At 61.7% G+C, this 23,881-nt stretch carries 22 protein-coding genes and 1 tRNA gene; 15 read left to right on the top strand and 8 right to left on the bottom strand.

Annotation, left to right across the window (positions count from 1 at the left end; all coding sequences use genetic code 11):
• Positions 1–36: 36 nt before the first annotated feature.
• On the bottom strand, positions 37–318 hold the full coding sequence (locus tag K7H91_RS15895; protein WP_230721243.1) for an acylphosphatase: 282 nt from the start codon (positions 316–318) through the stop codon (positions 37–39).
• A gap of 161 nt (positions 319–479) precedes the next feature.
• Between K7H91_RS15895 and K7H91_RS15890 the strand changes: the two genes are divergently transcribed.
• The 5 genes from K7H91_RS15890 (at position 480) to K7H91_RS15870 (ending at position 5,012) form a co-directional block, all read left to right on the top strand.
• The gene (locus tag K7H91_RS15890) at positions 480–995 is read left to right on the top strand and encodes a dihydrofolate reductase (protein WP_230721242.1); all 516 of its coding nucleotides are present in this window, start codon (positions 480–482) and stop codon (positions 993–995) included.
• Between the two features lie 144 nt (positions 996–1,139).
• On the top strand, positions 1,140–2,282 hold the full coding sequence (gene hflK, locus K7H91_RS15885; protein ID WP_230721241.1) for an FtsH protease activity modulator HflK: 1,143 nt from the start codon (positions 1,140–1,142) through the stop codon (positions 2,280–2,282).
• Complete coding sequence (hflC, locus tag K7H91_RS15880; RefSeq protein WP_230721240.1) at positions 2,282–3,229, top strand: protease modulator HflC; 948 nt, start codon at positions 2,282–2,284, stop codon at positions 3,227–3,229. The genes hflK and hflC overlap by 1 nt, the downstream gene beginning before the upstream one ends.
• A gap of 9 nt (positions 3,230–3,238) precedes the next feature.
• Positions 3,239–3,424, top strand: coding sequence for a DUF2065 domain-containing protein (locus tag K7H91_RS15875; RefSeq protein WP_026173171.1), 186 nt, complete (start codon positions 3,239–3,241; stop codon positions 3,422–3,424).
• Between the two features lie 88 nt (positions 3,425–3,512).
• Entirely contained in the window at positions 3,513–5,012 is a 1,500-nt protein-coding gene (locus K7H91_RS15870) for a Do family serine endopeptidase (protein WP_230721239.1), read from the top strand.
• Positions 5,013–5,017: 5 nt separating this feature from the next.
• Here the strand turns inward: K7H91_RS15870 and K7H91_RS15865 are convergent, their stop codons facing one another.
• Both K7H91_RS15865 and serB read right to left on the bottom strand, forming a co-directional pair.
• Complete coding sequence (locus tag K7H91_RS15865) at positions 5,018–5,572, bottom strand: GNAT family N-acetyltransferase (RefSeq protein WP_230721238.1); 555 nt, start codon at positions 5,570–5,572, stop codon at positions 5,018–5,020.
• Entirely contained in the window at positions 5,569–6,456 is an 888-nt protein-coding gene (serB, locus tag K7H91_RS15860; RefSeq protein ID WP_230721237.1) for a phosphoserine phosphatase SerB, read from the bottom strand. Before serB ends, K7H91_RS15865 begins: the two co-directional genes overlap by 4 nt.
• Here serB and miaA point away from each other — a divergent pair.
• The 4 genes from miaA to K7H91_RS15840 all read left to right on the top strand — a co-directional run bounded on the left by miaA (position 6,455) and on the right by K7H91_RS15840 (position 11,295).
• Positions 6,455–7,360: a tRNA (adenosine(37)-N6)-dimethylallyltransferase MiaA gene (miaA, locus tag K7H91_RS15855; protein WP_230721236.1), complete on the top strand. Its 906-nt coding sequence runs from the start codon at positions 6,455–6,457 to the stop codon at positions 7,358–7,360. The genes serB and miaA overlap by 2 nt on opposite strands.
• 268 nt (positions 7,361–7,628) lie before the next feature.
• Entirely contained in the window at positions 7,629–9,401 is a 1,773-nt protein-coding gene (locus K7H91_RS15850; protein WP_269066295.1) for an acetolactate synthase 3 large subunit, read from the top strand.
• A gap of 21 nt (positions 9,402–9,422) precedes the next feature.
• The gene (ilvN, locus tag K7H91_RS15845) at positions 9,423–9,995 is read left to right on the top strand and encodes an acetolactate synthase small subunit (RefSeq protein WP_230721235.1); all 573 of its coding nucleotides are present in this window, start codon (positions 9,423–9,425) and stop codon (positions 9,993–9,995) included.
• A gap of 349 nt (positions 9,996–10,344) precedes the next feature.
• Positions 10,345–11,295, top strand: a complete 951-nt coding sequence (locus K7H91_RS15840) for a mitochondrial fission ELM1 family protein (RefSeq protein WP_230721234.1) — start codon at positions 10,345–10,347, stop codon at positions 11,293–11,295.
• A gap of 342 nt (positions 11,296–11,637) precedes the next feature.
• On the opposite strand, the gene K7H91_RS15835 is transcribed toward K7H91_RS15840, so the two are convergent.
• Positions 11,638–12,300 (bottom strand): 2OG-Fe(II) oxygenase, encoded by a 663-nt coding sequence (locus tag K7H91_RS15835; RefSeq protein ID WP_230721233.1) that lies wholly within the window; start codon positions 12,298–12,300, stop codon positions 11,638–11,640.
• A 78-nt stretch (positions 12,301–12,378) separates the two neighbouring features.
• Positions 12,379–15,132 (bottom strand): excinuclease ABC subunit UvrB, encoded by a 2,754-nt coding sequence (gene uvrB / locus K7H91_RS15830; RefSeq protein ID WP_230721232.1) that lies wholly within the window; start codon positions 15,130–15,132, stop codon positions 12,379–12,381.
• Positions 15,133–15,307: 175 nt separating this feature from the next.
• On the opposite strand from uvrB, the gene K7H91_RS15825 reads away from it, so the two are divergent.
• Positions 15,308–15,661, top strand: a complete 354-nt coding sequence (locus tag K7H91_RS15825; protein ID WP_230721231.1) for a DMT family protein — start codon at positions 15,308–15,310, stop codon at positions 15,659–15,661.
• 3 nt (positions 15,662–15,664) lie between these two features.
• Here K7H91_RS15825 and K7H91_RS15820 read toward each other — a convergent pair whose 3' ends face one another.
• Positions 15,665–16,054, bottom strand: coding sequence for an acyl-CoA thioesterase (locus K7H91_RS15820; RefSeq protein ID WP_230721230.1), 390 nt, complete (start codon positions 16,052–16,054; stop codon positions 15,665–15,667).
• A 270-nt stretch (positions 16,055–16,324) separates the two neighbouring features.
• On the opposite strand from K7H91_RS15820, the gene K7H91_RS15815 reads away from it, so the two are divergent.
• The 3 genes from K7H91_RS15815 (at position 16,325) to clpA (ending at position 20,338) form a co-directional block, all read left to right on the top strand.
• Complete coding sequence (locus K7H91_RS15815; protein WP_230721229.1) at positions 16,325–17,281, top strand: extensin family protein; 957 nt, start codon at positions 16,325–16,327, stop codon at positions 17,279–17,281.
• 314 nt (positions 17,282–17,595) lie between these two features.
• On the top strand, positions 17,596–17,949 hold the full coding sequence (gene clpS, locus K7H91_RS15810) for an ATP-dependent Clp protease adapter ClpS (RefSeq protein WP_018063049.1): 354 nt from the start codon (positions 17,596–17,598) through the stop codon (positions 17,947–17,949).
• A 10-nt stretch (positions 17,950–17,959) separates the two neighbouring features.
• A complete protein-coding gene (gene clpA / locus K7H91_RS15805; RefSeq protein ID WP_230721228.1) occupies positions 17,960–20,338 on the top strand; it encodes an ATP-dependent Clp protease ATP-binding subunit ClpA in 2,379 nt (792 codons plus the stop codon).
• A 209-nt stretch (positions 20,339–20,547) separates the two neighbouring features.
• Here the strand turns inward: clpA and K7H91_RS15800 are convergent, their stop codons facing one another.
• Positions 20,548–22,017, bottom strand: a complete 1,470-nt coding sequence (locus tag K7H91_RS15800) for a sensor domain-containing diguanylate cyclase (protein ID WP_230721227.1) — start codon at positions 22,015–22,017, stop codon at positions 20,548–20,550.
• Between the two features lie 503 nt (positions 22,018–22,520).
• Here K7H91_RS15800 and K7H91_RS15795 point away from each other — a divergent pair.
• Complete coding sequence (locus K7H91_RS15795) at positions 22,521–22,826, top strand: ETC complex I subunit (RefSeq protein ID WP_230721226.1); 306 nt, start codon at positions 22,521–22,523, stop codon at positions 22,824–22,826.
• 86 nt (positions 22,827–22,912) lie between these two features.
• A tRNA-Arg gene (locus K7H91_RS15790) sits at positions 22,913–22,989 on the top strand.
• 571 nt (positions 22,990–23,560) lie between these two features.
• Here the strand turns inward: K7H91_RS15790 and K7H91_RS15785 are convergent.
• Positions 23,561–23,803 (bottom strand): hypothetical protein, encoded by a 243-nt coding sequence (locus K7H91_RS15785; RefSeq protein WP_230721225.1) that lies wholly within the window; start codon positions 23,801–23,803, stop codon positions 23,561–23,563.
• Positions 23,804–23,881 lie beyond the last annotated feature (78 nt).

The following is a 23,881-nucleotide window of genomic DNA, read 5'->3' as shown; positions in this document are numbered from 1 at the left end:
GCCGAAGCCGGGCGTCCTGCGGCATATCCCGTCCGGTCAATGGCTGACCGGCTCATCGGATTTCGGCATGGCATTGAGCGGCAGGCATTCGATGTCCTCGACCCAGATCTCGATCGGCCCAAGCGAACAGGCCATTTCCATCGCGTCGATCAGGGCAGGCGGGCCTTTGACCGCCATTTCGATGCGCTCGGGCGAGGCGGTGATGATTCGCTTCTCCAGTCCAAGCTTGCGGGCATGCCGGTCCATCCACGGGATGAAGCTGTCGGCGCCGAAACGGCCGCGCATGATGAATTTCTGTGTCTGGTCGATCTGGGTCAAAGGCGGTTCTCTGAAAGGGTCGTCGCGCCTGCCGAAGGCTTTCGGCCAGATTATGCAGTCACGACGCGCCCGTCCAGCCCTGGTGCAGACAACCCTCTGGCATTGCACCTTGCGAGAAGGGTATGGCATGAAGCGGCGAGCCGCTTTTGAGGAGCCCATTCATGGAAAAAATCGATATCGTGCTGGTCGCGGCCGTGGCCGAAAACGGGGTGATCGGCCGGGCCGGCGACATGCCCTGGCACCTGGGCTCCGATTTCAAACGCTTTCGCGCGATCACCAAAGGCAAGCCGCAGATCATGGGCCGCAAGACCTTCGCGTCCATCGGCAAGCCGCTTCCCGGCCGCACCAACATCGTCGTTTCGCGGGACCCGGACCTTACGATCGAGGGATGCCTGACGGCGACCTCGCTTGAGGATGCGCTGGCGCTCGCCAGAAAGGACGCCGTGGAAAAGGGCGTGGATGAAATCTGCATTCAGGGCGGCGGCGAGATCTACCGGCAGGCGATAGGGCTGGCCGACCGCCTGCGCATCACCCATGTCGAGACCACGCTTGCAGGCGATACGGTTTTTCCGCACATCGATCCCGCGCTCTGGGAGGTTGGCGAGGAGGAAAGGCTTCCCGCCGGCGAGAAGGATGACTATCCGACCTGCTACAGGGTCTATGAGCGGCGTCGTTGAACAGGAATTTACCGAGAAAACTCTTTCGTTATCACGGATCGCGTTGAAAGCGGTCGTCTGCATCCTTATAACGGGTCAAACGCCTTGCGCGTCAACGGGGCCGCGCTTTGCGGTTCAGAGGAAACAAACAGTTAAGAGGTGTGGATGCCCTGGAGCAATCAGAATGGCGGCGGTCCCTGGGGAGGCGGCGGCGATAATCAGGGACCCTGGGGGCAGGGGCCGAAGCGCCCCTCCGGCGGCAATGGCGGCAGCGGAAACGGCGGCCCGCCCGATATCGAGGACTTCTTCCGCAAGGGCCAGGATCAGTTCAAGGGCATGTTCCCCGGCGGTTTCAGCGCCGGCTTGATCGCGATCATCGTTCTGGTGTTGGCGGTGTTCTGGATCATGCAGTCTGTCTACACCATCCAGCCCGACCAGCGCGGCGTGGAACTGCGCTTCGGCAAGCCCAAGACGGACGTCGCCCAGCCGGGTCTGCACTTCATGTTCTGGCCGTTCGAGACCGTCGAAAAGGTCGACATCACCGAACGCCGCATGACCCTTGGCGGCGGCCGCGGAGACCCCGACGGCATCATGCTGACCGGCGATCAGAACATCGTCGATCTCAGCTTCTCGGTGATCTACAACGTGACCGATCCGAAGAGCTTCCTGTTTGACGTGGAATCGCCCATCGAGACGCTCAATCAGGTTTCCGAAAGCGCCATGCGCGAAGTTGTCGGCCGCAGGCCCGCCAACGACGTCTATCGTGAGCAGCGCGAGGCGATCGCCGTCAACGTGAAGTCGATCATACAGGATACGATGAATGAATACGGCTCCGGCATCACCGTAAACGCGGTGTCCTTCCAGGATGCGTCGCCGCCGCAGCAGGTGGCCGATGCCTTTGACGAGGTGCAGCGCGCCGGACAGGATGCGGACCGCTTCCAGCAGGAAGCCAACCAGTATGCCAACAAGGAACTGGGTGCTGCCCGCGGTAACGCGGCCGTGGTCCGCGAGGCGGCGGCCGCCTACAAGGATCGCGTCGTCAAGGAAGCGGAGGGTGAGGCCGAGCGCTTCATCTCGATCTATGATTCCTATCGCACCGCGCCTGACGTGACCCGCAAGCGTCTCTATCTCGAGACCATGCAGGGCGCGCTGTCGCAGTCCAAGAACGTCATCGTCGACGATGAAGGGCAGGGGGTCGTTCCCTATCTGCCGCTCGATCAGATCGACCGCGATGCGGCCCAGCGGACGCAACGGACGCTTCCCGCATCATCCTCGACGCAGAACCTGACGCAGGGAGCGAGCCAGTAATGTCATCCAATCGTCTTCTCGCTACCCTTGCCGCCATTGGCGTCATTCTCGTGGTGCTTTACGGCTCGTTTTTCGTGGTCAATCCGCGCCAGCAGGCGATCGTCATCCGCTTCGGTGAGATCCAGCGCGTGGAGTCGGAGCCGGGAATCTATTTCAAGCTTCCCTTCTCCTTCATCGATGCCGACCGCGTTCAGTATGTCTCGAAGCAGGATCTCCGCTTCGACCTCAGCGATCTGCGCATCCAGGTCGCCGACGGCAAGTTCTACATCGTCGACGCTTTCGCGGTGTACAACATCAACGATCCGGAACGCTTCCGCGAGGCCGTCTCGGGCGACCGGACGGAGGCCGAGGGACAGTTGCGGTCGCTGCTCGATTCAGCCCTGCGCCGGGTCTATGGTCTGCGCGGCTTCCAGGCGGCGCTTTCCTTCGAACGCGCTTCGATGATGGAGGAAGTGCAGGAACTGCTGCGCAACGACGCCGAAAAGCTCGGCATCAAGATCGTCGACGTCCGCGTGCTGCGCACCGATCTGACGCCCGAGGTATCGGAAGATACCTATTCGCGAATGAAGTCGGAGCGTCTTGCGGAAGCCGAGGCGATCCGGGCGAACGGCCGCGAACAGGCCGAAACCCGGCGGGCCGTGGCCGATCGCCAGGTCGTCGAGATCACCTCGCAGGCGGAAAAGGAAGCCGAAATCCTGCGCGGTGAGGGCGATGGCCAACGCAACCGCATCCTTGGCGATGCCTATGGCCGCGATCCTGCCTTCTTCGCCTTCTATCGTTCGATGAACGCCTACAAGGACGTCATCAACGACAATGCGACGATGGTGCTGTCGCCGAATTCGGAGTTCTTCGAGTATTTCGGCTCCAGCGGCAGCGACAATGCGCCCGCGCCATTCGCGCCGGACGTGGAAGAGGATACGACGGAAGCTCCCGCCGGGAGCAACTGATCCATGCTGATGCAGGATATCCTGATCGGATTCGCTTTCTTTCTGATCATCGAGGGGCTGGTCTATGCACTGGCCCCTTCGTTTCTTGTCTCCATGGCAAGACTGCTGCCGACTTTTTCGGAAGGCGCATTGAGACTGGCAGGCGTTGTCGCCGTCGCGCTTGGCGTGCTGCTGGTGTTCCTGGTGCACGGCTGAAGTGGTGGTGGTCCGGCGTTTTCGGAGGCTCCGGTCTCGATCTTCGCCGGAAATGCCCTATGATCTGATCATCAATGACGGAGGCTTCATGTCGAAGACAGTCGATTCCCTCTTTGTCCGCCGCCTTGCCGGTCTCGGGCTTGCCGTCGCTCTGGCCGCTTCGACGCCGCTTGCGGGGCCGGCCGGCCGGGCGGAGGCGGAAACCCTCTCCGACGTCTCGATCGCCGACATGGCCGAAAGGCTGTTGCCCTCCGTGGTCAATATCTCGATCTCGCAGGAAGGCGATGGCGATGCTGGCGATCGTCCGGTGCCCAAGGTGCCCGAAGGCCAGCCCTTCGAGGAATTCTTCGAGGACTTCTTCGATGGCGAAGGCGGGCCCGGCAGCCGGCCGGTGTCGTCGCTCGGTTCCGGCTTCATCATCGATCCGGATGGCATCATCGTCACAAATAACCACGTGATCGAGAATGCCGACACGATTTCCGTGTCGTTCGCCGACGGCGAAACGCTGGACGCGACGCTGCTCGGCGTCGATGACAAGACCGATCTCGCGGTCCTGAAGGTGGAGCCCGATGCGCCGCTGCCGGCGGTGAAGTTCGGTGATTCGCGCACCGTCAGGATCGGCGAATGGGTGGTGGCGATCGGCAATCCCTTCGGTCTCGGCGGTTCGGTGACGCTCGGCATCGTCTCGGCGCGCGGGCGCGAACTCGACGGGCCCTATGACAATTTCATCCAGACCGATGCGGCGATCAACAAGGGCAATTCCGGCGGCCCGCTGTTCAACATGGATGGCGAGGTGATCGGCATCAACACCGCGATCCTGTCGCCCTCGGGCGGCTCGATCGGCATCGGTTTTGCCGTCCCAAGCGAACTGGCGGAGAATATCGTCGACCAGCTCGTCGAGTTCGGCCAGACGCGACGCGGCTGGATCGGCATTCGCGTGCTGGAGGTCAGCGATGATCTTGCCGCCTCGCTCGGCGCTGACGATCCCTCAGGCGTCGCGGTCGGCTCCATTATCGAGGACGGGCCAAGTGCCGGCGGCCCGCTCGAGGAAGGCGATATCATCCTCAGTTTCGACGGCCATCCGATCGAAAGCCCCCGCGATCTGCCGCGCTTTGTCGCCGAAAGCCGGATCGGCGAGCCGGCCGATGTCGAGATCGTGCGCGACGGTGAACGAATGACGGTTCAGGTCACGCCGCAATTGCTGGAAGAACCCGAACTGGCGGAAAGCGAGCCGGCATTGACCGATGAAGCTCTGCCGGAGGATGGCGTGCCCGATCAGCCCGGCCTGCCGGTGTCGCTCTACGGGCTGACGCTTGGCGATCTCGACGACAATGGCCGCGCGCTCTACCAGATCGACGGCGATGTCGAGGGCGTGCTGATCACCGAGGTCGAGCCGGACAGCGCGGGCGCCGACGAGGGGCTGGAACCCGGCATGGTGATCGTGGAGGTCGAGCAGGATGCGGTTGCCACCCCGCAAGAGGTGCGGTCCCGCATCGTCAAGCTGATCTCCGAGGGCCGCCGCAGCGTGTCGTTGATGGTCGCGGCCCCGGACGGCGCGCTCAGCATCGTCAGCCTGGTGCTGGAATAGCGGGCTCAGCCCTGCCAGTCGGTCTTGTGGAGACGATAGAGCACGTGGCGTTTCAGGTGCGGATGGCTGTCCGGGATTGAAGGATGGTCGAAATCGCCCTCAAGGTCCCGCTCCATGCCCAGCCGTTCCATGACCGCCGTCGAGCGGTGGTTATCGGCGACCGCGAATGAGACGAGCTGGTCGTGGCCGCGTTCGTCGAAGGCGAGCGCGATCATGGCGCGGGCCGCTTCGGTGGCATAGCCCTTGCCCCAGTGGCGCGTCGTCATCCGCCATCCGATCTCGGGCGTGCCGTCCGGTTTGATGTCGGCGCTGTAGACCTTGTTCAGGCCCGTGAAGCCGATCACCTCGCCGCTTTCCTTCAGTTCAACGGCCGGGAAGCCATAGCCGGTCTCCGCGATCTTCGCGCGGATCATGTCGAAGAGTGCGTCGCTCTCCGCCCTGTTTCTCCGCATCGGGAAGAACGCCATCACGGTGTCGTCGGAATTGATCTCGTGGAAAAGATCGCGGTCGCGGTCTTCCCAGTTGCGGATGATCAGGCGTTCGGTTTCAGCGAGCTTCATGGCGCGAAGTCCTCCTGTCGGTAACCCTGAATGTAAAGCAACGCCGTTAGATCGCCATGGTCGATGCGGATTGACGCCTCCGCGGCAACCTTCGGCTTGGCATGGAGCGCGACGCCGCTGCCGGCAAGCTTGATCATGCCGAGATCGTTGGCGCCGTCGCCGACGGCCATGACATCGGCCACGGAAATGCCGCGCTTGGCCGCGACATCATGCAGCGCCTCGACCTTGGCCTCGCGCCCGAGGATGGGATCGGCAACGTGGCCCGTGAGCTTTCCGCCGTCCTCCAGCAGAATATTGGCGCGGTTCTCGTCAAAACCCAGCATTGCCGCGATCCGGCTGGTGAACACGGTGAAGCCGCCGGAGACCAGCGCCGCATAGCCGCCATTGGCCTTCATCGTCGCGATCAGCGCCTTGCCGCCCGGCGTGAGCGTGATGCGCTTTTCGATGATCTCGTCGACGATGCCGATCGAAAGCCCCTTCAGCAATGCGACCCGCTCGCGCACCGCCGGCTCGAACTCGATCTCGCCATTCATGGCGCGGGCGGTGATGGCGGCGACCTTGTCCTTGAGGCCAACTTCGGCGGCCAGCTCATCGATGCATTCCTGGCCGATCATGGTGGAGTCCATATCCGCCAGCAGCGCCTTCTTGCGGCGCGTTGCGGCATCCTGCACCACCACGTCGACCGGCAACGCGCCGATCGCGGTTCTGAGGGCGTTCTCCGCCGCCGCGGCATCCGCGCTTTCGGATAGCAACAGGTCAGCCGCGATGCCGGTTGCCAGCCAGTTGGCTTTTTCCGTCCGCGCGGCGTCGGAAAGCCGGGAAACGAGGTCCTCGGTCACGACAGGGTTTGACGGATTGGCGACAAGCGTGGCAACGAGAGCCATGGCGAATTCCTCGGGTGAACATTGGCGTGCCGTTCTGATAACGGGGCCGACGGCGAGCGGCAAGTCCGCTTATGCGATCGCGCGGGCCGAAGCGGCCGGCGGCGTGGTGATCAATGCCGACAGCATGCAGGTCTACGACACCCTGCGCGTGCTGACGGCACGGCCTTCCGTGGATGACATGCAGGGCATACCGCATTATCTTTACGGCCATGTCCCTGCCGGCGACGAGTACTCCACCGGCGCGTGGCTGCGCGACATGGAAGCACTGCTCAAGCAGTTTGCAGGCGAGGGGCGGATGCCGGTGATCGTCGGCGGCACTGGGCTCTATTTCAAGGCGCTGACCGAGGGTCTTGCCGCAATGCCGCCGGTCCCCGCCGATATCCGCGCCCGGTGGCGGCAGGCGCTTGCAGAGGAGGGAGCCGTCGCGCTTCATTCCAGGCTTGCCGAATGCGACCCCGCAATGGCGGCTAGGCTCCAGCCTTCCGATGGCCAGCGGATCGTGCGCGCGCTTGAGGTATTCGAGGCCTGCGGCCGCTCGATCGCCGATTTTCAGGCGGAAAACCCGCCGCCGCTGATCGACGCGGCGAACGCCGACAAGATCGTAGTGCTGCCGGAAAGGTCTGTTCTCCATGACCGCATCAACCGCCGCTTCGAGACGATGCTGGAGGCGGGCGCGGTGGAGGAGATCGAGGCGCTGCTGGCGCTCGGTCTCGATCCGGCGGCCCCGGTGATGCGCGCCATCGGCGTCAAGGAGATCGCGGCCATGCTTTCCGGCGCGATCAGTCGGGACGAGGTGATCGAAAAGGCGAGCGCTGCCACCCGGCAATATGCCAAGCGGCAGATGACATGGTTTCGCAACCAGATGGGGCCGGAGTGGAAAAGGCTCGATCCGGCAAAGGGTTAGGGCGAGGAATGCATATCCAGGCCGGCTAATTTTATTGCGCGGGCTTGGGCTTCGCGGCATTTTTCTTGCAGTTGCGCGTTGACTGAGGCGGAAAGTCGGGCTATCAGGCCAAGCATGGCTAAGAAAGAACTTCTTATTGTGGTGGGATCGCGCATGGGCAGGATGGTGTAACCATCCGGCAGCAGCCACCCATGCGCGACGACAGGCTCCTTGAAGGGGCCTTTTTTTATGCCCGAGGAAACCCAGGACCATCAAACGGAAAAATGAGATGACCGCAGCGGACAACATGATGACAGGCGCCGAAATCGTTTTGCAGGCGTTGAAGGAAAACGGGGTCGAACACATTTTCGGATACCCCGGCGGCGCCGTGCTGCCGATCTACGACGAAATCTTTCAGCAGGACGAAATCGAGCATGTGCTTGTCCGCCATGAGCAGGGCGCCGGTCATGCCGCCGAAGGCTATGCCCGCTCCACCGGCAAGGTCGGTGTCATGCTTGTCACCTCCGGCCCCGGCGCCACCAATGCGGTAACGCCGCTGCAGGACGCGCTGATGGATTCCATTCCGCTGGTCTGCATTTCCGGCCAGGTTCCGACCGCGCTGATCGGCTCGGATGCTTTCCAGGAATGCGATACCGTCGGCATCACCCGACCTTGCACCAAATATAACTGGTTGGTCAAGGACGTAAACGAGCTGGCTGATGTCATTCATGAAGCCTTCCGCATCGCCCAGACCGGTCGTCCGGGCCCGGTCGTCGTCGATGTTCCGAAGGATATCCAGTTTGCCACCGGCCGCTACACGCCGCTGGCCGAACACATGATCCGCGAAAGCTACCAGCCGAAGGTCCAGGGCAATGCTGAGGCGATCCAGGCGGCGATCGAACTGATGGCCCACGCGAAGCGTCCGGTTCTCTACACCGGCGGCGGCGTCATCAATTCCGGCGACGAGGCTTCGCGCCTGTTGCGCGAGCTGGTCGAACTGACCGACTTTCCGATCACATCGACGCTGATGGGGCTTGGCGCCTATCCGGCGTCGGGCAAGAACTGGCTGGGCATGCTGGGCATGCACGGCTCCTACGAGGCCAATATGGCGATGCATGACTGTGACGTCATGGTCTGTATCGGCGCGCGCTTCGATGACCGCATTACCGGCAGGGTCGATGCCTTCTCGCCGAATTCGAAAAAGATACACATCGATATCGATCCGTCCTCGATCAACAAGAACATTCGCGTCGATATCCCCATTCTGGGCGATGTCGCTCATGTTCTGGAAGACATGGTGCGGCTGTGGCGGGCGCTGCCGGCCGAAAAGCCGTCGCTCGACGACTGGTGGCGGAACATCGACCGCTGGCGCGGCCGCGACTGCTTCGCCTATGCGCCGAACAAGGACGTCATCATGCCGCAATACGCGCTGGAGCGGCTGAATGCGGCGATCAAGGATCGTGACGCCTATATCACCACCGAGGTCGGTCAGCACCAGATGTGGGCCGCGCAGTTCCTGCATTTCGAGGAACCGAAGCGCTGGATGACGTCGGGCGGGCTGGGCACGATGGGCTACGGCCTGCCGGCGGCGCTGGGCGTCCAGATCGCCCATCCGGAAGCACTGGTCATCGATGTCGCGGGCGATGCCTCGATCCAGATGTGCATTCAGGAAATGGCGGCGGCGATCCAGCACAATGCGCCGATCAAGATCTTCATCCTGAACAACCAGTATATGGGCATGGTGCGCCAGTGGCAGCAGCTGCTCCACGGCAACCGGCTGTCGCATTCCTATACCGAGGCGATGCCGGACTTCGTCAAGCTGGCGGAGGCCTATGGTGCGGAAGGCATCTATTGCGACAATCCGAACGATCTCGACGAGGCGATCCAGCGGATGATCGACAGCCCCAGGCCGGTGATCTTCGATTGCCGCGTCGCCAATCTCGCCAACTGCTTCCCGATGATCCCGTCGGGCAGGGCGCATAACGACATGCTGTTGCCGGACGAGGCCAATGACGAGGCCGTCGCCACCGCCATTGATGCCAAGGGCCGTCAGCTCGTCTAACGTTTGAAAGAGGTCAGAATAATGAACGCGAAACTACAGCCCACCGGCTCGGCCTATTTCATTTCGAGCCAGACCGCAGCGCCCGAACGCCACACGCTTTCGGTCGTCGTCGCCAACGAGCCGGGCGTTCTCGCCCGGGTCATCGGCCTGTTCTCGGGCCGCGGCTACAATATCGAAAGCCTCACCGTTTCGGAGACGGAGCACGAGGCGCATCTGTCGCGCATCACCATCGTCACCAAGGGCACGCCGGACGTGCTGGAGCAGATCAAGGCGCAGCTTGACCGGATGGTGCCGGTTCACAAGGTCGTCGATCTTTCGGTGCGCGCCCGCGAACTGGGCCAGGCCCCGCCGGTCGAGCGCGAGGTCGCGCTGGTCAAGGTCGTCGGCAATGGTGAGCAGCGCCAGGAAGCGCTCCGTCTTGCCGATGCCTTCGAGGCCAAGGTGGTCGACGCGACGGTCGAGCATTTCCTGTTCGAGATCACCGGCAAGGTGTCGAAGGTCGATCAGTTCATCGCCATCATGAAGCCGCTCGGTCTCGTCGAGATCTGCCGCACCGGCCCCGCCTCGATGAACCGCGGCCCCGAGGGGATGTAGGCGTCATTGGTATATGAGTGAGTAGCTCGCGGGCCCTTTGCCGACGAGCTGCGGGTTACTCCCAATACTCTCTCCCGCTGGCGGGAGAGATGCCCCGACAGGGGCAGTGAGGGTGGCGCGGCCTTTCAGTTTCGTGAAGGTGTTCGCGAGGATAGACTCCCCCCTCACTGTCGCTGTCGCGACATCTCTCCCCTCCGGGGCGAGAAGATTGGGGGGCTGTGCGGCGGGCGAAAACGCTGCCGCTGTATCTTCTTTCCGCAGACCGCGTTCGTGGACCTCCGGCTGTTGACGCCCATGTCGCGACGCGGCACAAGCGGATGTCGCTTCTCGCGGGAAAGGGCCTTCTCCAATGCATATCTGGATACTCACGGACGGCAAGATCGGGGATCGGGTGCAGTGCCTTGGGGTGGTCTCGCGGCTGGGCGAGGCAGCGGAGGAGAAGGTGATTTCGCCGGGCAAGCCGTGGGAATGGCTGATGCCGCGCGGACCCGTGCCGCCGAAACACCGCCCCGGCAAGCCGGGCAGTCCGATCACGCCGCCATTCCCCGATGTCGCAATTGCGAGCGGCCGGCGCATGGTGCCTTATCTGAAAGCGGTGAAGGCCGCTTCGGGCGGCAGGACATTCACGGTGTTTCTGAAGGATCCGAGGATTGGCAAATCGGCCGCCGATCTGATCTGGATGCCGCGCCACGATCGTTTTCGCGCAGACAATGTTCTGGTCACCGATACCGGGCCGCATCCGTTGACGCCCGAGGCAATCGCGGCGGCGGTCGCCACGCGGCCGTACGAATGGGGCCAACTTCCGTCGCCGCGGCTTGGCGTGCTGATCGGCAACCCGGTCTCCGGCACGCGGGATCAGGCGGCAGCGCTTGATCACTTCATGCAGCAGATCGATCAAGCGAAGGCTAAGGTCGGCAGCATCATCGTGACCCAGTCGCGCCGCACGCCGGAACCGGTGATGGCGGCTCTGCGCAAGCGGCTCGACGGCTTCCCGCACTGGATCTGGTCGCCGGAAACCGACAATCCCTATCGCGCGATGCTCGGTTCTGTCGACATGCTGGCGGTGACGGCCGATTCGCACAATATGATGAGCGAGGCGCTTTCCACCGGCAAACCGGTGTTTCCAATGCGGCCCTACCGACTCAATCCCAAGCTCGCCGGCTTCATCGACAGGCTGGATGCGGCGGGCCAGACGCGGCCGTTCGAGGGCGCGCTTGCGCCTTATGACTATGTGCCGGTCGATGCGACGGAAGAGATTGCGCAAGCAATTCGGAGGGGGCTTGCAAAACGCGGGCGGTGAGGGCTGCAGCACGGCTTCGTTTGCAACCACGCCCGGAACGTTGTGTTTCTTGGCGGCACTGGCAAAAACAATCGCCCCTCAAGGGCAGGGTTATCGCATATGACATTGTCGCATAGCCCCCAATCTTCTCGCCCCGGAGGGGAGAGATGTCGCGAAAGCGACAGTGAGGGGGGAGTCTATCCCCGCGAAAGCTCTCACGTTTGGAAAAGGCTGCTCCACCCTCACTGTCCCTTTCGGGGCCTCTCTCCCGCCAGCGGGAGAGAGTATTGGGAGCAAGCTGCTACACCATATGCGATAGCCCTGCCCTCAAGGGGGGAGATTGGGGGCTGAAACGCCTCGTCCTCAGGCGACCTTGATCGGCTGGTCGGGATAGGCGAGCTGTTCGCGGGCGCGCCATTCCGGCGTCACGTAATTGATGATCAGCGATTTGCGCACGCCCTGGATCGGCCGCTTCTCGAAGCCGTGCCAGGTGTTGGAGGAGGGCACGAAGATCATCGCGTAGTTCGGCGCGAAGGGCGAGCGGCCGACATGCTCCTCCTTTGAGGCGTAGATATCGGTTCCAAGCTCGTCATGACCGGGGCCATCGGAGAGGTAGATCAGCAGGGTGAACAGCTTCACACCGATATCGGTGTGCGGCTCCAGCCAGAAGCCGTCGATATCCTGCGCGAATTCGATGCGCAGGCTCGAGCCCTCGATATTGGTGCCGAAAGTGTCCTGGATGACTGCGGCAACTTCGGGTGACTGAAAGGCTTCAGCGACGGCTGCGCAGCATGCATGTTTCGCGATATTGGGCTGGTCGAAATAATGCCGGCTCTTGTTGTGAACCTCGCGCGTGCCCGATACGCCGCCAAGATCCGGTTTAGGATAATCCAGCGACTGAATGTCCTTCAGAAGCTCCGTCGGAAACATGTCCGAAAGCAGCCAGTGGCGATAGGGCTCGGCATTTGAGTGGGCATTCCTGAATGCCGACTTCACATGCTCCTGAACGTTTCCGTAATCTGTCATTTCTGAACCATATGCTTGTTTGATCAACGTTATCGTATCGCCATCGGCGGGCGGGCACAACCATTGTCGCCGCCCGTCTTATTTCCCCGGCTTGCCGGTCTTTCCGGTGCGGCGGCCGCGCCGTTTCTGCTCGCCGGGATCTTCGTAGGAGCCCGTGCCGATCTTGCCGCGCTTGACCGGCTTGACGTCGCCGCCGAGCGGCTTTTCCGTGCGGCCGACGGTCATCTCGTCGAGATCGTTCTTGCGGAACAGCGGGCGGGCGGTATCGGTGCCCGGGCCCATGTCGTCCAGCGAAGGCTTGGCGAAATAGCCGCTCTGTCCGCCGCTTTCCGCCTGCCGCGATTCCTGCCGCTCCAGCTTGTCGTCCATGCCCTGGAGTTCGGCGGCCTTGAGGCGCTTGATCTCGTCGCGCACGCGGGCGGCCGTCTCGAAGTCGAGATCGGCGGCGGCGTCGCGCATCTGCTTTTCGAGCGCGTCGAGATGAGCCTGCAGATTGTTGCCGACGAGATGGCCATCGGCCGCGAAACCCTTGCCGCCCTTGGTGCCGATATCGGCGCGGACATGGTCGCGTTCGTAGACCGAGTCGAGAATATCCGAAATCCTGGCCTTGACCGATTCCGGCGTGATGCCGTGCTCCTCATTATAGGCAAGCTGCTTTTCGCGGCGACGGCTGGTTTCGTCCATGGCGCGCTGCATCGAACCGGTGACCCGGTCGGCATAAAGCACGACCTTGCCGTCAACGTTACGGGCGGCACGGCCGATCGTCTGGATCAGCGAGGTTTCCGAGCGCAGGAAACCTTCCTTGTCGGCGTCGAGGATCGCGACGAAGCCGCATTCGGGAATGTCGAGACCCTCGCGCAGCAGGTTGATGCCGACCAGCACGTCGAAGGCGCCGAGCCGCAGGTCGCGGATGATCTCGATCCGCTCCAGTGTGTCGATATCGGAGTGCATGTAGCGCACCCTTATGCCCTGTTCGTGCAGGTATTCGGTGAGGTCTTCGGCCATGCGCTTGGTCAGCACCGTCACCAGCGTACGGTAACCCTTCGCTGAAACCTCGCGGATTTCGGAGAGCACGTCATCGACCTGGGTCTTGGCGGAGCGGATTTCCACCGGCGGATCGATCAGCCCGGTCGGGCGGATGACCTGCTCGGCGAACACGCCGCCGGCCTGCTCCATCTCCCAGCCGCCGGGCGTCGCCGACACCGCGATTGTGTCGGGCCGCATCGCATCCCATTCCTCGAAACGCAGCGGCCGGTTGTCCATGCAGGAGGGCAGGCGGAAGCCGTATTCGGCCAGCGTCGCCTTGCGGCGGAAGTCGCCGCGATACATGCCGCCGATCTGCGGCACGGTGACGTGGCTCTCATCGATGAAGATCAGCGCATCGTCCGGAATATATTCGAACAGCGTCGGCGGCGGCTCGCCGGGGCGGCGGCCGGTCAGATAGCGCGAATAGTTCTCGATGCCGGGGCAGGAGCCGGTCGCCTCCATCATCTCGATATCGAAGCGGGTGCGCTGCTCGAGGCGCTGTGCTTCAAGAAGACGTCCAGCCTTTTCAAGCTCTTGCAGGCGCGCCTTCAACTCTTCCTTGATCGATTTGATCGCCGCGTTCAGCGTCGGGCGCGGGGTGACGTAGTGGGAGTTGGCGTAGATCTTCACCGATTGCAGGTCGCCGGTCTTCTGGCCGGTGAGCGGGTCGAATTCCGTGATCGCATCAATCTCGTCGCCGAACATCGAAATCCGCCATGCCGCGTCCTCAAGGTGGGCGGGAAAGATTTCGATCGTGTCGCCGCGCACCCGGAACGAGCCGCGCTGGAAATCCATGTCGCGGCGCTTGTATTGCTGGGCCACGAGGTCGGCGAGCAATTGCCGCTGGTCGAGCGTGTCGCCGACCGACATCTGGAAGGTCATCGCGGTATAGGTCTCGACCGAACCGATACCGTAGATGCAGGAGACCGAGGCGACGATGATGCAGTCGTCGCGTTCCAGAATGGCGCGGGTGGCGGCGTGGCGCATCCGGTCGATCTGCTCGTTGATCGAGGATTCCTTCTCGATATAGGTGTCGGAGCGCGGCACATAGGCTTCCGGCTGGTAGTAATCGTAATAGGAAACGAAATACTCGACCGCATTGTCCGGAAAGAAGTTCTTGAACTCGGAATAGAGCTGGGCGGCGAGCGTCTTGTTGGGCGCGAGGATCACCGCCGGGCGCTGAGTCTCCTCGATCACCTTGGCCATGGTGAAGGTCTTGCCCGAGCCGGTGACGCCGAGCAGCACCTGGCTGCGGTCTCCGGATTTCAGCCCCTCGACGAGATCGGCGATCGCGGTCGGCTGGTCGCCGGACGGCTTGTATTCCGTGACCATGCGGATCGGGATGCCGCCCTCGGATTTTTCCGGGCGCTCCGGCCGGTGCGGGGTCCAGATCTTGCCGTCCTTGAACAGCGGGTTGCCGCTTTCGATCAGGCTCGAGAGCGCATCCACGGTCGCGGTGACGCCGCCCTTGGCGAGGTTCTGGGCTTCTTCCAGCGAGACATCAACGCCGGCAACCGGGTTCAGACCGGCGGCGGCGCGGGTCTTGGGGTCGGAGGAGCCGCCGATGGAGACGCCGCGCGCGGTGCGGCTGGCCGTCGCGCCGCCGCTTTCGGCGGCCTTGCGGCGATGCTTGCCGGCTTTCGAGGCGAGCTTGCGCTGGCTGTCGACGGTCTCGGCCTCGGCCTCCTTCTCCAGCCCGGCAAGCCAGTCCGTCATCGAGCCTTCATAGCTCTCGCCCTCGAATGGCGCCTGGGGCGCTTCTTCGAAACCTTGTTTGTCGGAGGATTTCCTGGGTGATCTGGCCATGGGGCGAATATGGGGAACAAGCCTGTAAAAGAAAAGGGTGTTGCGACAGAACAAAAATAGAACTTGCGCCGCGATTCGGTCAAGTTTCGCGGCTCAAATTCCTGATGCTGTCCGCAACAGTTTGCGCTAAGAATGCGCGAAGCTGCCGGGCTGGCGGCGTTTCCGGAGAAAATTCATGCCATTTTCGTTTTCGCCCGCGGCCCTGTGGCCGGTTCTTATGCTGGTCTGCTCGAATGTTTTCATGACCTTTGCCTGGTACGGGCATTTGAAGTTCAAAAGCGCGCCGCTGCTGCTGGTGATCATCACCGCATGGGGGATCGCGTTTTTCGAATACTGCCTCGCGGTTCCGGCCAACCGGATCGGCGCGTCGGTCTATTCGACCGCGCAGTTGAAGACGATCCAGGAAGTGATCACGCTACTGGTGTTTTCGGGCTTTTCGGTCCTGTGGCTGAAGGAGGCGATCACCCTCAATCACGTAATCGGCTTCGCGCTGATCGCGGTCGGCGCGGCGTTCATTTTTCGGGGCTGACGCTCACGCCTCCTGCGGAACGACGGCCGGCCTGCCGGTTTCATCCATCGCCACCATCACGAACTGGGCTTCGGTTACCTGTTCGCGGTGCGGCATGCGGTGGCGGTGCACCCAGGCCTCGACATGGATCGTCATCGAGGTGCGGCCGATCCGCTCGAACGAGGTGTAGACGCAGAGCGTGTCGCCGACCTTGACCGGCTGGGCAAAGGCCATCGAGTTGACCGCGGCGGTGACCGTCCTGTTGTTGGCGCGCTCGGAGGAGGCGACATAGGCGGCGAGGTCCATCTGCGACATCACCCATCCGCCGAAAATATCCCCTGACGGATTGGCATTGGCCGGCATGGCGACCGTGCGCATGGTCAGGTTGCCGGTGGGCGATTTCTCGTCGTTCATCGATCTCTCCTGTGGCTACGGGCGCTGTACCCTGGTCAGTTTCAGACAATATGCGACGGCTGCGGAATTGCAACTCGGGCCATCCGGCCAGCCGGCAACACAAGGTTGTCTTTTCATCACCGCCGCAAAAGCATTTGTTTACTCTTGTCTGGTCTACTCGCATCCGGAGTATCAACGCGATTTCGGTTCAGTATGACGTTTCCCTTGCGACGCGCGGTTTCATTGGCAGCCATTGCGGCAACGCTCACCGGTTGTTCCATCGGCGGTTTGATGACGTCATTTTCGGTGGATACCAGCGACAAGGGCCCCCAGATCGTCACCCGCAGCGAGGAGGCCGCGCAAAACCCGCAGCCGCAACAGACCGCCGCCGCGCCTGCACCGGCCGCCGCGCCATCGCCGCCGCCTTCCATCGAGCAACTGATCGCCAGCACCGAAACCGAGGCCGGCGTGCCGATCGACAGCTATCTCGGCGTTTCGACGAACGAGGAAGCCGCCGTTGTTGCGACCAATGCCGCAGCGCCCTTGACGCCCGACAATCCGAAGGCTGAGAGCCCGGCATCCGATGTCGCGGCGCCGGATCCCGGTATCGACCCGATCCAGACCGCCTCGTTGCTGCCGCTGAGCGAGCCTGGCGGCGTCGCCTCGCCGCAAAAGGGCCGGCTGCCCGGTCTGATGCCGCTGGCCGAGCGGCAGTGCCGCAGCTCGCTCAGGGAAATGGGCGTCAGCTTTTCCGATGTCGCGGCGATCGCGAACGGCAGCCAGTGCGGCATTGCCTATCCGGTCGAGCTGGAATCACTGTCGGGCAATGTCGCGATCTCGCCCAGCGTCACGGTCAACTGCCAGACGGCGCTTGCCTTCGCCGAATGGGTCCAGAACGATGTCGCGCCCGCCGTGCGCGTGCGCTATCTCACCGGGCTCAAATCGGTGAACACGATGGGCGGCTATTCCTGCCGGCGCGTGAACAACGGCACCAACTCCCGCACATGGTCCGAGCATTCGAAGGGCAATGCCATCGACGTTGGCGGCTTCACGCTCAATACCGGAAAGACCATCGATGTCTCGCCCAAGGGCTTCTTCGCCTTCCGGGAGAAAGGGCTGCTGAAATCAGTCCGCGCCAGCGGTTGCGACTATTTCAACACCGTCCTGGGGCCGGGCTACCCCAAACACAACGACCACCTGCATTTCGACCTGAAGCAGCGTAATTCCGGGCGGAGCTACTGCAAGTAGGGCTTTCGCCGCACCGGCGTGGCCGCGATTTTCGCTTCGCGCTATCCTCACTTTATATTTATCGGCTTCATCCTGTGCGGGTTTCGTTTGGGAACCGTCTGCGGGCCGCGCACGCGCGTCCTCTGCGGGCAAAAGCGGCGATCCTGCCACCATGAGATGCTTAAAAGCCGGTATTTTGTTAATGACAAGCCCGGAACATCGGCATTAAGATCGGATCAGTCGAAGGGAGCTTGAAACGGACTCGGTAGATACAGATATGAACACCAACAAAAGACTTGGTGAACACGCCTGAGAGACTTACGGAGTTAGTGAGAATGATCGCGATGTCGATCCGGATGCAGAACGATCCCTCCAAGAATGGGGACAATCCGAGCCGCGGAACGGCGGTCATCGCGCGTACCAAGCCGAAAACAAAGAAACCCAGCCTGTACCGGGTTCTCCTGTTGAATGATGACTACACACCAATGGAATTTGTCATCCATATTCTGGAGCGTTTTTTCCAGAAGGATCGCGAAGCGGCGACCCGCATCATGCTCAATGTCCATAACAATGGCGTGGGCGAATGCGGGGTCTTTACCTTCGAAGTGGCCGAAACCAAGGTCACGCAGGTGATGGATTTCGCGCGCCAGCATCAACATCCATTGCAATGTGTCATGGAAAAGAAGTGAGGAACTGATCGTGCCAACTTTCTCCCCCAGTCTTGAAAAGGCGCTGCATCAAGCTCTGACCTATGCCAACGACCGGCACCACGAATATGCAACGCTGGAACACCTCCTGCTGGCGTTGATCGATGATGGTGACGCAGCCGCCGTCATGGGTGCCTGCAATGTCGATCTCGACGCATTGCGCAAGATTGTAACCGAATATGTCGATACCGAACTCGCAAACCTGATCACCGGCTATGACGAGGACTCCAAGCCCACCTCCGGCTTCCAGCGCGTCATTCAGCGCGCGGTGATCCATGTGCAGTCCTCCGGTCGCGAAGAAGTGACCGGCGCCAACGTGCTCGTCGCCATCTTTGCCGAGCGCGAGAGCCATGCCGCCTATTTCCTGCAGCAGCAGGAGATGACGCGCTATGATGCCGTGAACTACATTTCCCATGGCATCGGCAAACGTCCCGGCTCCTCCGAGACCCGTACGCCGCGCGGCGTCAACGAGCCGGAGGAAAGCGATGCAAGCGGCCAGCGCGAGAGCGAGGACAGCGCTCGCAAGCAGCCGGATGCGCTGAAGGCCTATTGCGTCAACCTCAATGAAAAGGCGATGACCGGCAAGATCGATCCGCTGATCGGCCGCGATTCCGAGGTCAACCGCACCATCCAGGTCCTGTGCCGCCGGTCGAAGAACAACCCGCTCTATGTCGGCGATCCCGGCGTCGGCAAGACGGCGATCGCCGAGGGCCTCGCCAAGCGGATTGTCGAAGGCAAGGTGCCTGAAGCGCTGATCGATGCGACGATCTTCTCGCTCGACATGGGCACGCTGCTCGCTGGCACCCGCTATCGTGGCGATTTCGAGGAGCGGCTGAAGCAGGTGGTCAAGGAACTCGAGGAATATGAGGGCGCCGTGCTCTTCATCGACGAGATCCATACCGTAATCGGGGCAGGCGCCACCTCTGGCGGCGCGATGGACGCTTCGAACCTCTTGAAGCCGGCGCTCTCTTCGGGTGCGATCCGCTGCATCGGTTCGACCACCTACAAGGAATACCGCCAGTTCTTCGAAAAGGACCGGGCGCTGGTGCGTCGGTTCCAGAAGATCGATGTCAACGAGCCCTCCGTGGACGATGCCATCGCGATCATGAAGGGCCTGAAGCCCTATTTCGAGGAATATCACAACCTGCGCTACACCAACGACGCCATCAAGGCGGCGGTGGAGCTGTCCGCGCGCTACATCACCGATCGCAAGCTGCCCGACAAGGCCATCGACGTGATCGATGAAAGCGGTGCGGCGCAGATGCTGGTGCCGGTTTCGCGCCGCCGCAAGATGATCACCGAAAGGGAGATCGAGGCGACGATCGCGACCATGGCCCGTATTCCGCCGAAGACCGTCTCCAAGGATGACGAGCAGGTGCTTGCCAATCTGGAGCAGGAGCTGCGCTCCGTGGTCTACGGCCAGGACAAGGCGATCGACGCACTGTCGACTTCGATCAAGCTGGCCCGTGCCGGGCTTCGCGAGCCCAACAAGCCGATCGGCTCCTACATCTTCTCCGGCCCCACAGGCGTCGGCAAGACCGAGGTGTCGAAGCAGCTTGCCTCCTCGCTCGGCGTCGAGCTTTTGCGCTTCGACATGTCGGAATATATGGAGCGGCACACGGTCTCGCGTCTGCTCGGCGCGCCTCCCGGCTATGTCGGCTTCGACCAGGGCGGCCTCCTGACCGATGGCGTCGACCAGCATCCGCATTGCGTGGTGCTGCTTGACGAGATCGAGAAGGCGCATCCGGATATTTACAACCTCCTGTTGCAGGTGATGGATCACGGCTCGCTGACCGACCACAACGGCAAGAAGATCGACTTCCGCAACGTCATCCTGATCATGACGACCAATGCGGGCGCTGCCGAAATGTCGAAGTCGGCGATCGGCTTCGGCTCCTCCCGGCGCACCGGCGAGGACGAAGAGGCGCTCAACCGCATCTTCACGCCGGAGTTCCGCAACCGTCTCGACGCGATCATCCAGTTCGCGCCGCTGCCGACCGAGGTCATTCATCAGGTCGTCCAGAAGTTCGTCATGCAGCTCGAAAGCCAGCTTTCGGAACGCAACGTCACCTTCGAACTGGAGGACAAGGCCGTCGAATGGCTCGCCGAACGCGGCTACGACGAAAAGATGGGCGCGCGGCCGCTGTCGCGGGTCATCCAGGAGCACATCAAGAAGCCGCTCGCCAACGAGATCCTGTTTGGCAAGCTCAAGAAGGGCGGCGTCGTCCGCGTCGGCGTGGCCGAAAAGGATGGCAAGCCGGAACTGACGCTGGAGGCGATCCCCGAGGCAACGCCGATCAAGCCCAGCGAGTTGAAGTCCGATGGGCCAAAAGGGAAATCCGGCAAGACGGCTTCCGCCGCCGATACCTGAATACGCGTAAAGGTCGGGTTGTCGTCCTGACCGGTCCGCTTGAAGAACGCATGAAACGCCGGGGTTCTGCTCCGGCGTTTTGCATTTACAGGGCTGGGCGTCGCCTCGCATTGGCGTCGCCTCGCGTTGCCGCTCGGCCCGACGAGCCAAGTGCAAAACCGGGCGAGGGGGCTATCTCAGCACCCCGCTCCGCCAGGCGGTGGCCCGCGTTACATGCGGCCGCGCCTGTCAAGAGCGGGCATCGAAGCGTAGTATTCCCGCTTCTGGCGGTACATTTCCTTGTCCGCGCGCCGGACGGCCGATTCGACGGTTTCGCCCTTCTCGCAGATTGCCACTCCGACCGAGATGCTGATCGGCGCGTCGGCGTAAAACTGATTGTTGATATTCAGAAGCTTGCCGATCTGTTCCACCATGACCTTGACGTCGTCTTCGCTTGCGCCCGGCATGAGCACGGCAAACTCGTCGCCGCCGATGCGGGCGGCGCAATGGGGCGTGCTGACGGCTTCGCTCAGCACCTCGCCGAGCCGGCGCAGCAGGCCGTCGCCGGCGTCATGGCCAAGCGAATCATTGGCTTCCTTCAAGCCGTTGAGATCGATGATCAGCACGCCGATCGGCCGGAAGTCCTTGCGCTCGAGCCGGTTGATCTCCTCGGTATAGTAGGAGCGGTTGTAGAGCTTGGTCAGCACATCGTGACGGCCGAGATATTCGAGATAGGCCTCCGCCTTCTTGCGCGCGGTGATGTCGGTCAGCGACACCAGCACCAGCGACCAGTCGTGCTCGTGGCCCGGCAGCACCGAGAAATGCAGCAGCACGTAGCGCTCGGAGCCGTCGAGGGCGTAATTCATCACCTCGTGGCTGTGGAACAGCCGGCCTTCCCAGAGATCGATGAGCTGTTCGCGGAAATGCTCCTCGACATCGTCGCGGAAGATGGCATGCTGGTTCTGCAACAGGGCCTGCCGGTCGGCGGCGCGGAACATGTCGAGCGTGGCCTGGTTAACGTCGATCACCTTGATCTCGTTCAGGCATTGGCGCACGAAATCGGGGTGCACGTCCATGAACACCCTGAGATCGACGATGTGGCGCGAACGCAGGTCCTCCAGCAGGTTGCGGATGCGCGAGAAGTCCTCGACCCACAGCGAGACCGGAGAATGCTCGAACAGGCCCTGCGCATAAAGCGCCTGCGCGCGTTCGCGCCGATGCGCCGCCTCGCGCAGGGAGACGTCCTCGGTGGTGAGCAGGATCCGGTCCAGCGTGTCCTCATGGCCGGGCAGAACCTGGCCGCGAAGCTGGATGTCGAGCCGCTTGCCGGAGAGCGTGTAGTTGACGGTGTTGCTGGAAAAGGAATGCGCACCCTCGAATAGCTGGACCAACTCGTCGATATGGCTTTCCAGCGTGTCGTCGCGAAACACCTGATCGATGCTGGAGACCAGCTGCTCCATGTCGCTGGCTTCAAACAGGTCAAGCGTCTTGCGGTTGACCTGTAGCACCCGGATCGCCCGGGAACAGGCCGCTACGCGCGACCGGTCGGCCCTGAGAAACGCCTCGATATCCGTCACGCCGGCGGAGCGCCAACGGTCGAAAAGGCATTTGACGCCACTGAAATCCTCCACCCACATGGCAATGGGCGCGAGTTCAAACATCTGTTCAAAAGAGCTGTTTTCCAACTTAATGCTCATCATTCGTGCGTCCCGTCAGCGAAAAGTCAGGCGACCGATACGGAATCGGAGGTGCAATGTCATGTAAGCGCAACCATCGGTTCACTCTTTTGCCCGTATCGCTGATCGCGACTCAGTATTCTCTTTTGCCGACTTGGAACTATAAGGCTATCTGCCGCAATTTGCCGCCCGTAATTTTGGGTTCCGCCTCGTTCCCGGCGTGATGATGATCGGCCCGGTTCCGCACGCGGCTTGCCTCCCCCGACACGCAGGGCGGGCGACAAATGCTATTCTCATGTCAGATGTATTTGACTTGCATAAAAACCACAACCCTTCGCACCCCGTTGCCCGCAGGCGTTTTACCGCGCTGGCCCGCGGGGCGGCGTTATTTCAGGCATTGTGGACATATTCGCGTGTTGTCGCCGGTTTTTCGGCTTGATTTTTATTGCTCATGGGCAAAAATTGCGTAACAAGGGCACGGGCTGGCGCAACGCCGCCGGCCGGACAATCAAAGCGGAGCAAAAGCGATGTCGGCGAAGATTTACCGCCCCGCCAGAACGGCGATGCAGCAGGGCAATGCCAAGACCCATGAATGGGTGCTCGAATTCGATCAGCAGGCGCCGCGCACGATTGATCCCTTGTTCGGTTATACTTCGTCCTCCGACACGCTGCAGCAGGTCAAGCTTCGCTTCGAGACGCAGCAGGACGCCGAGGACTATGCCCGCCGCAAGGGCATCGCCTACCGGGTCATCCCGCCGAAGGAAAAGACGGTGAAGGTGGTCTCCTATTCGGAGAACTTCAGCCCCAACCGCACCCAGCCCTGGACACACTGATCGCGATCCGCCGCATCAACGCGGCGCAACGGCCGCCTCAGACTTGCCCTTTACGTCCTCATCAGGCATTGATGCGGCCGATACCCGGCCCCTTAGCTCAGCTGGATAGAGCACCGGCCTTCTAAGCCGACGGTCGCAGGTTCGAATCCTGCAGGGGTCGCCAATCTTTCAATTGTTGACAATGAAGCATAAGAATGCACGAAATCGCCATTTCTCGTGCACCCCCGAGTCAAGCGATTTCTCTTGATTTGCAAATTTTCTTTTGAAAATCAAATTAAATCAGATGGTTGTGGCTTTATTGGATCAGATCACGATGAAAATCGGGATTCTGTCGTGTTAGGACTTTAATCAGAGTTCAGCTCTTGCCGCCTTCTCTTGAAGGCGGGGAAACCAAAAGCGTACGGGGCAAAGCCTCCAGAAAACACCACCTACCGTGTCGATGCGCCCGGAAGTTTACAGGCGCGGCATCTGGGAACGATAGCTTAGCGCTTCCATTTAGGTCATTCAATCTACGACTTGATGCTCCCGAAACCTGCCGTTCGCTGAACAGAGATAAGAACAACGCAAATGTTGGTCAGGGAGGGTATGATAGTACCGTTCCCATCCATCGTGACGATGCGGCCGACGAGGACTTGTCGAACGCCGTGAACTGCCGCAATGAGATTTCCCATTTAAACTCCCCCCAGAGACCGAACTTGAAATTTTTAGGCGTTCTCATCGTGCTGCGACGACTGTTAGGCCCGGTGTCGCTCACTTCCCAAGGCCTGGTAGCGTCGAAGTAGCGCCTGAAATTCGTCCCAAACGTCGGTTTTTGCTTTAATCTTCATGATGAGCAGAGTGGCGATTATCATGGAAATGCCAAGCTCTGTCATCGAGCGTTGAAAATCGTCGTCATCGAGCTCCGGATGAAGGGTCAGCGTTGCCAAGCCGGTTTCGGGATGCTCGATATAGTGCCGGTTGAGGGCGGTGATGCTCACGTGAGCCGCGTCCCCGGAAATGTCGCGATGGGTACTCAGAGGTGGCTCGGGAAATCTGCACAGCTAGGATAAGTGGAG

This window comes from Martelella mediterranea (assembly GCF_021021415.1).
GTDB lineage: Bacteria > Pseudomonadota > Alphaproteobacteria > Rhizobiales > Rhizobiaceae > Martelella > Martelella mediterranea_C.
Note: the sequence above shows the minus strand (reverse complement) of the source record. Positions and strands in the feature narration are given on the sequence as shown.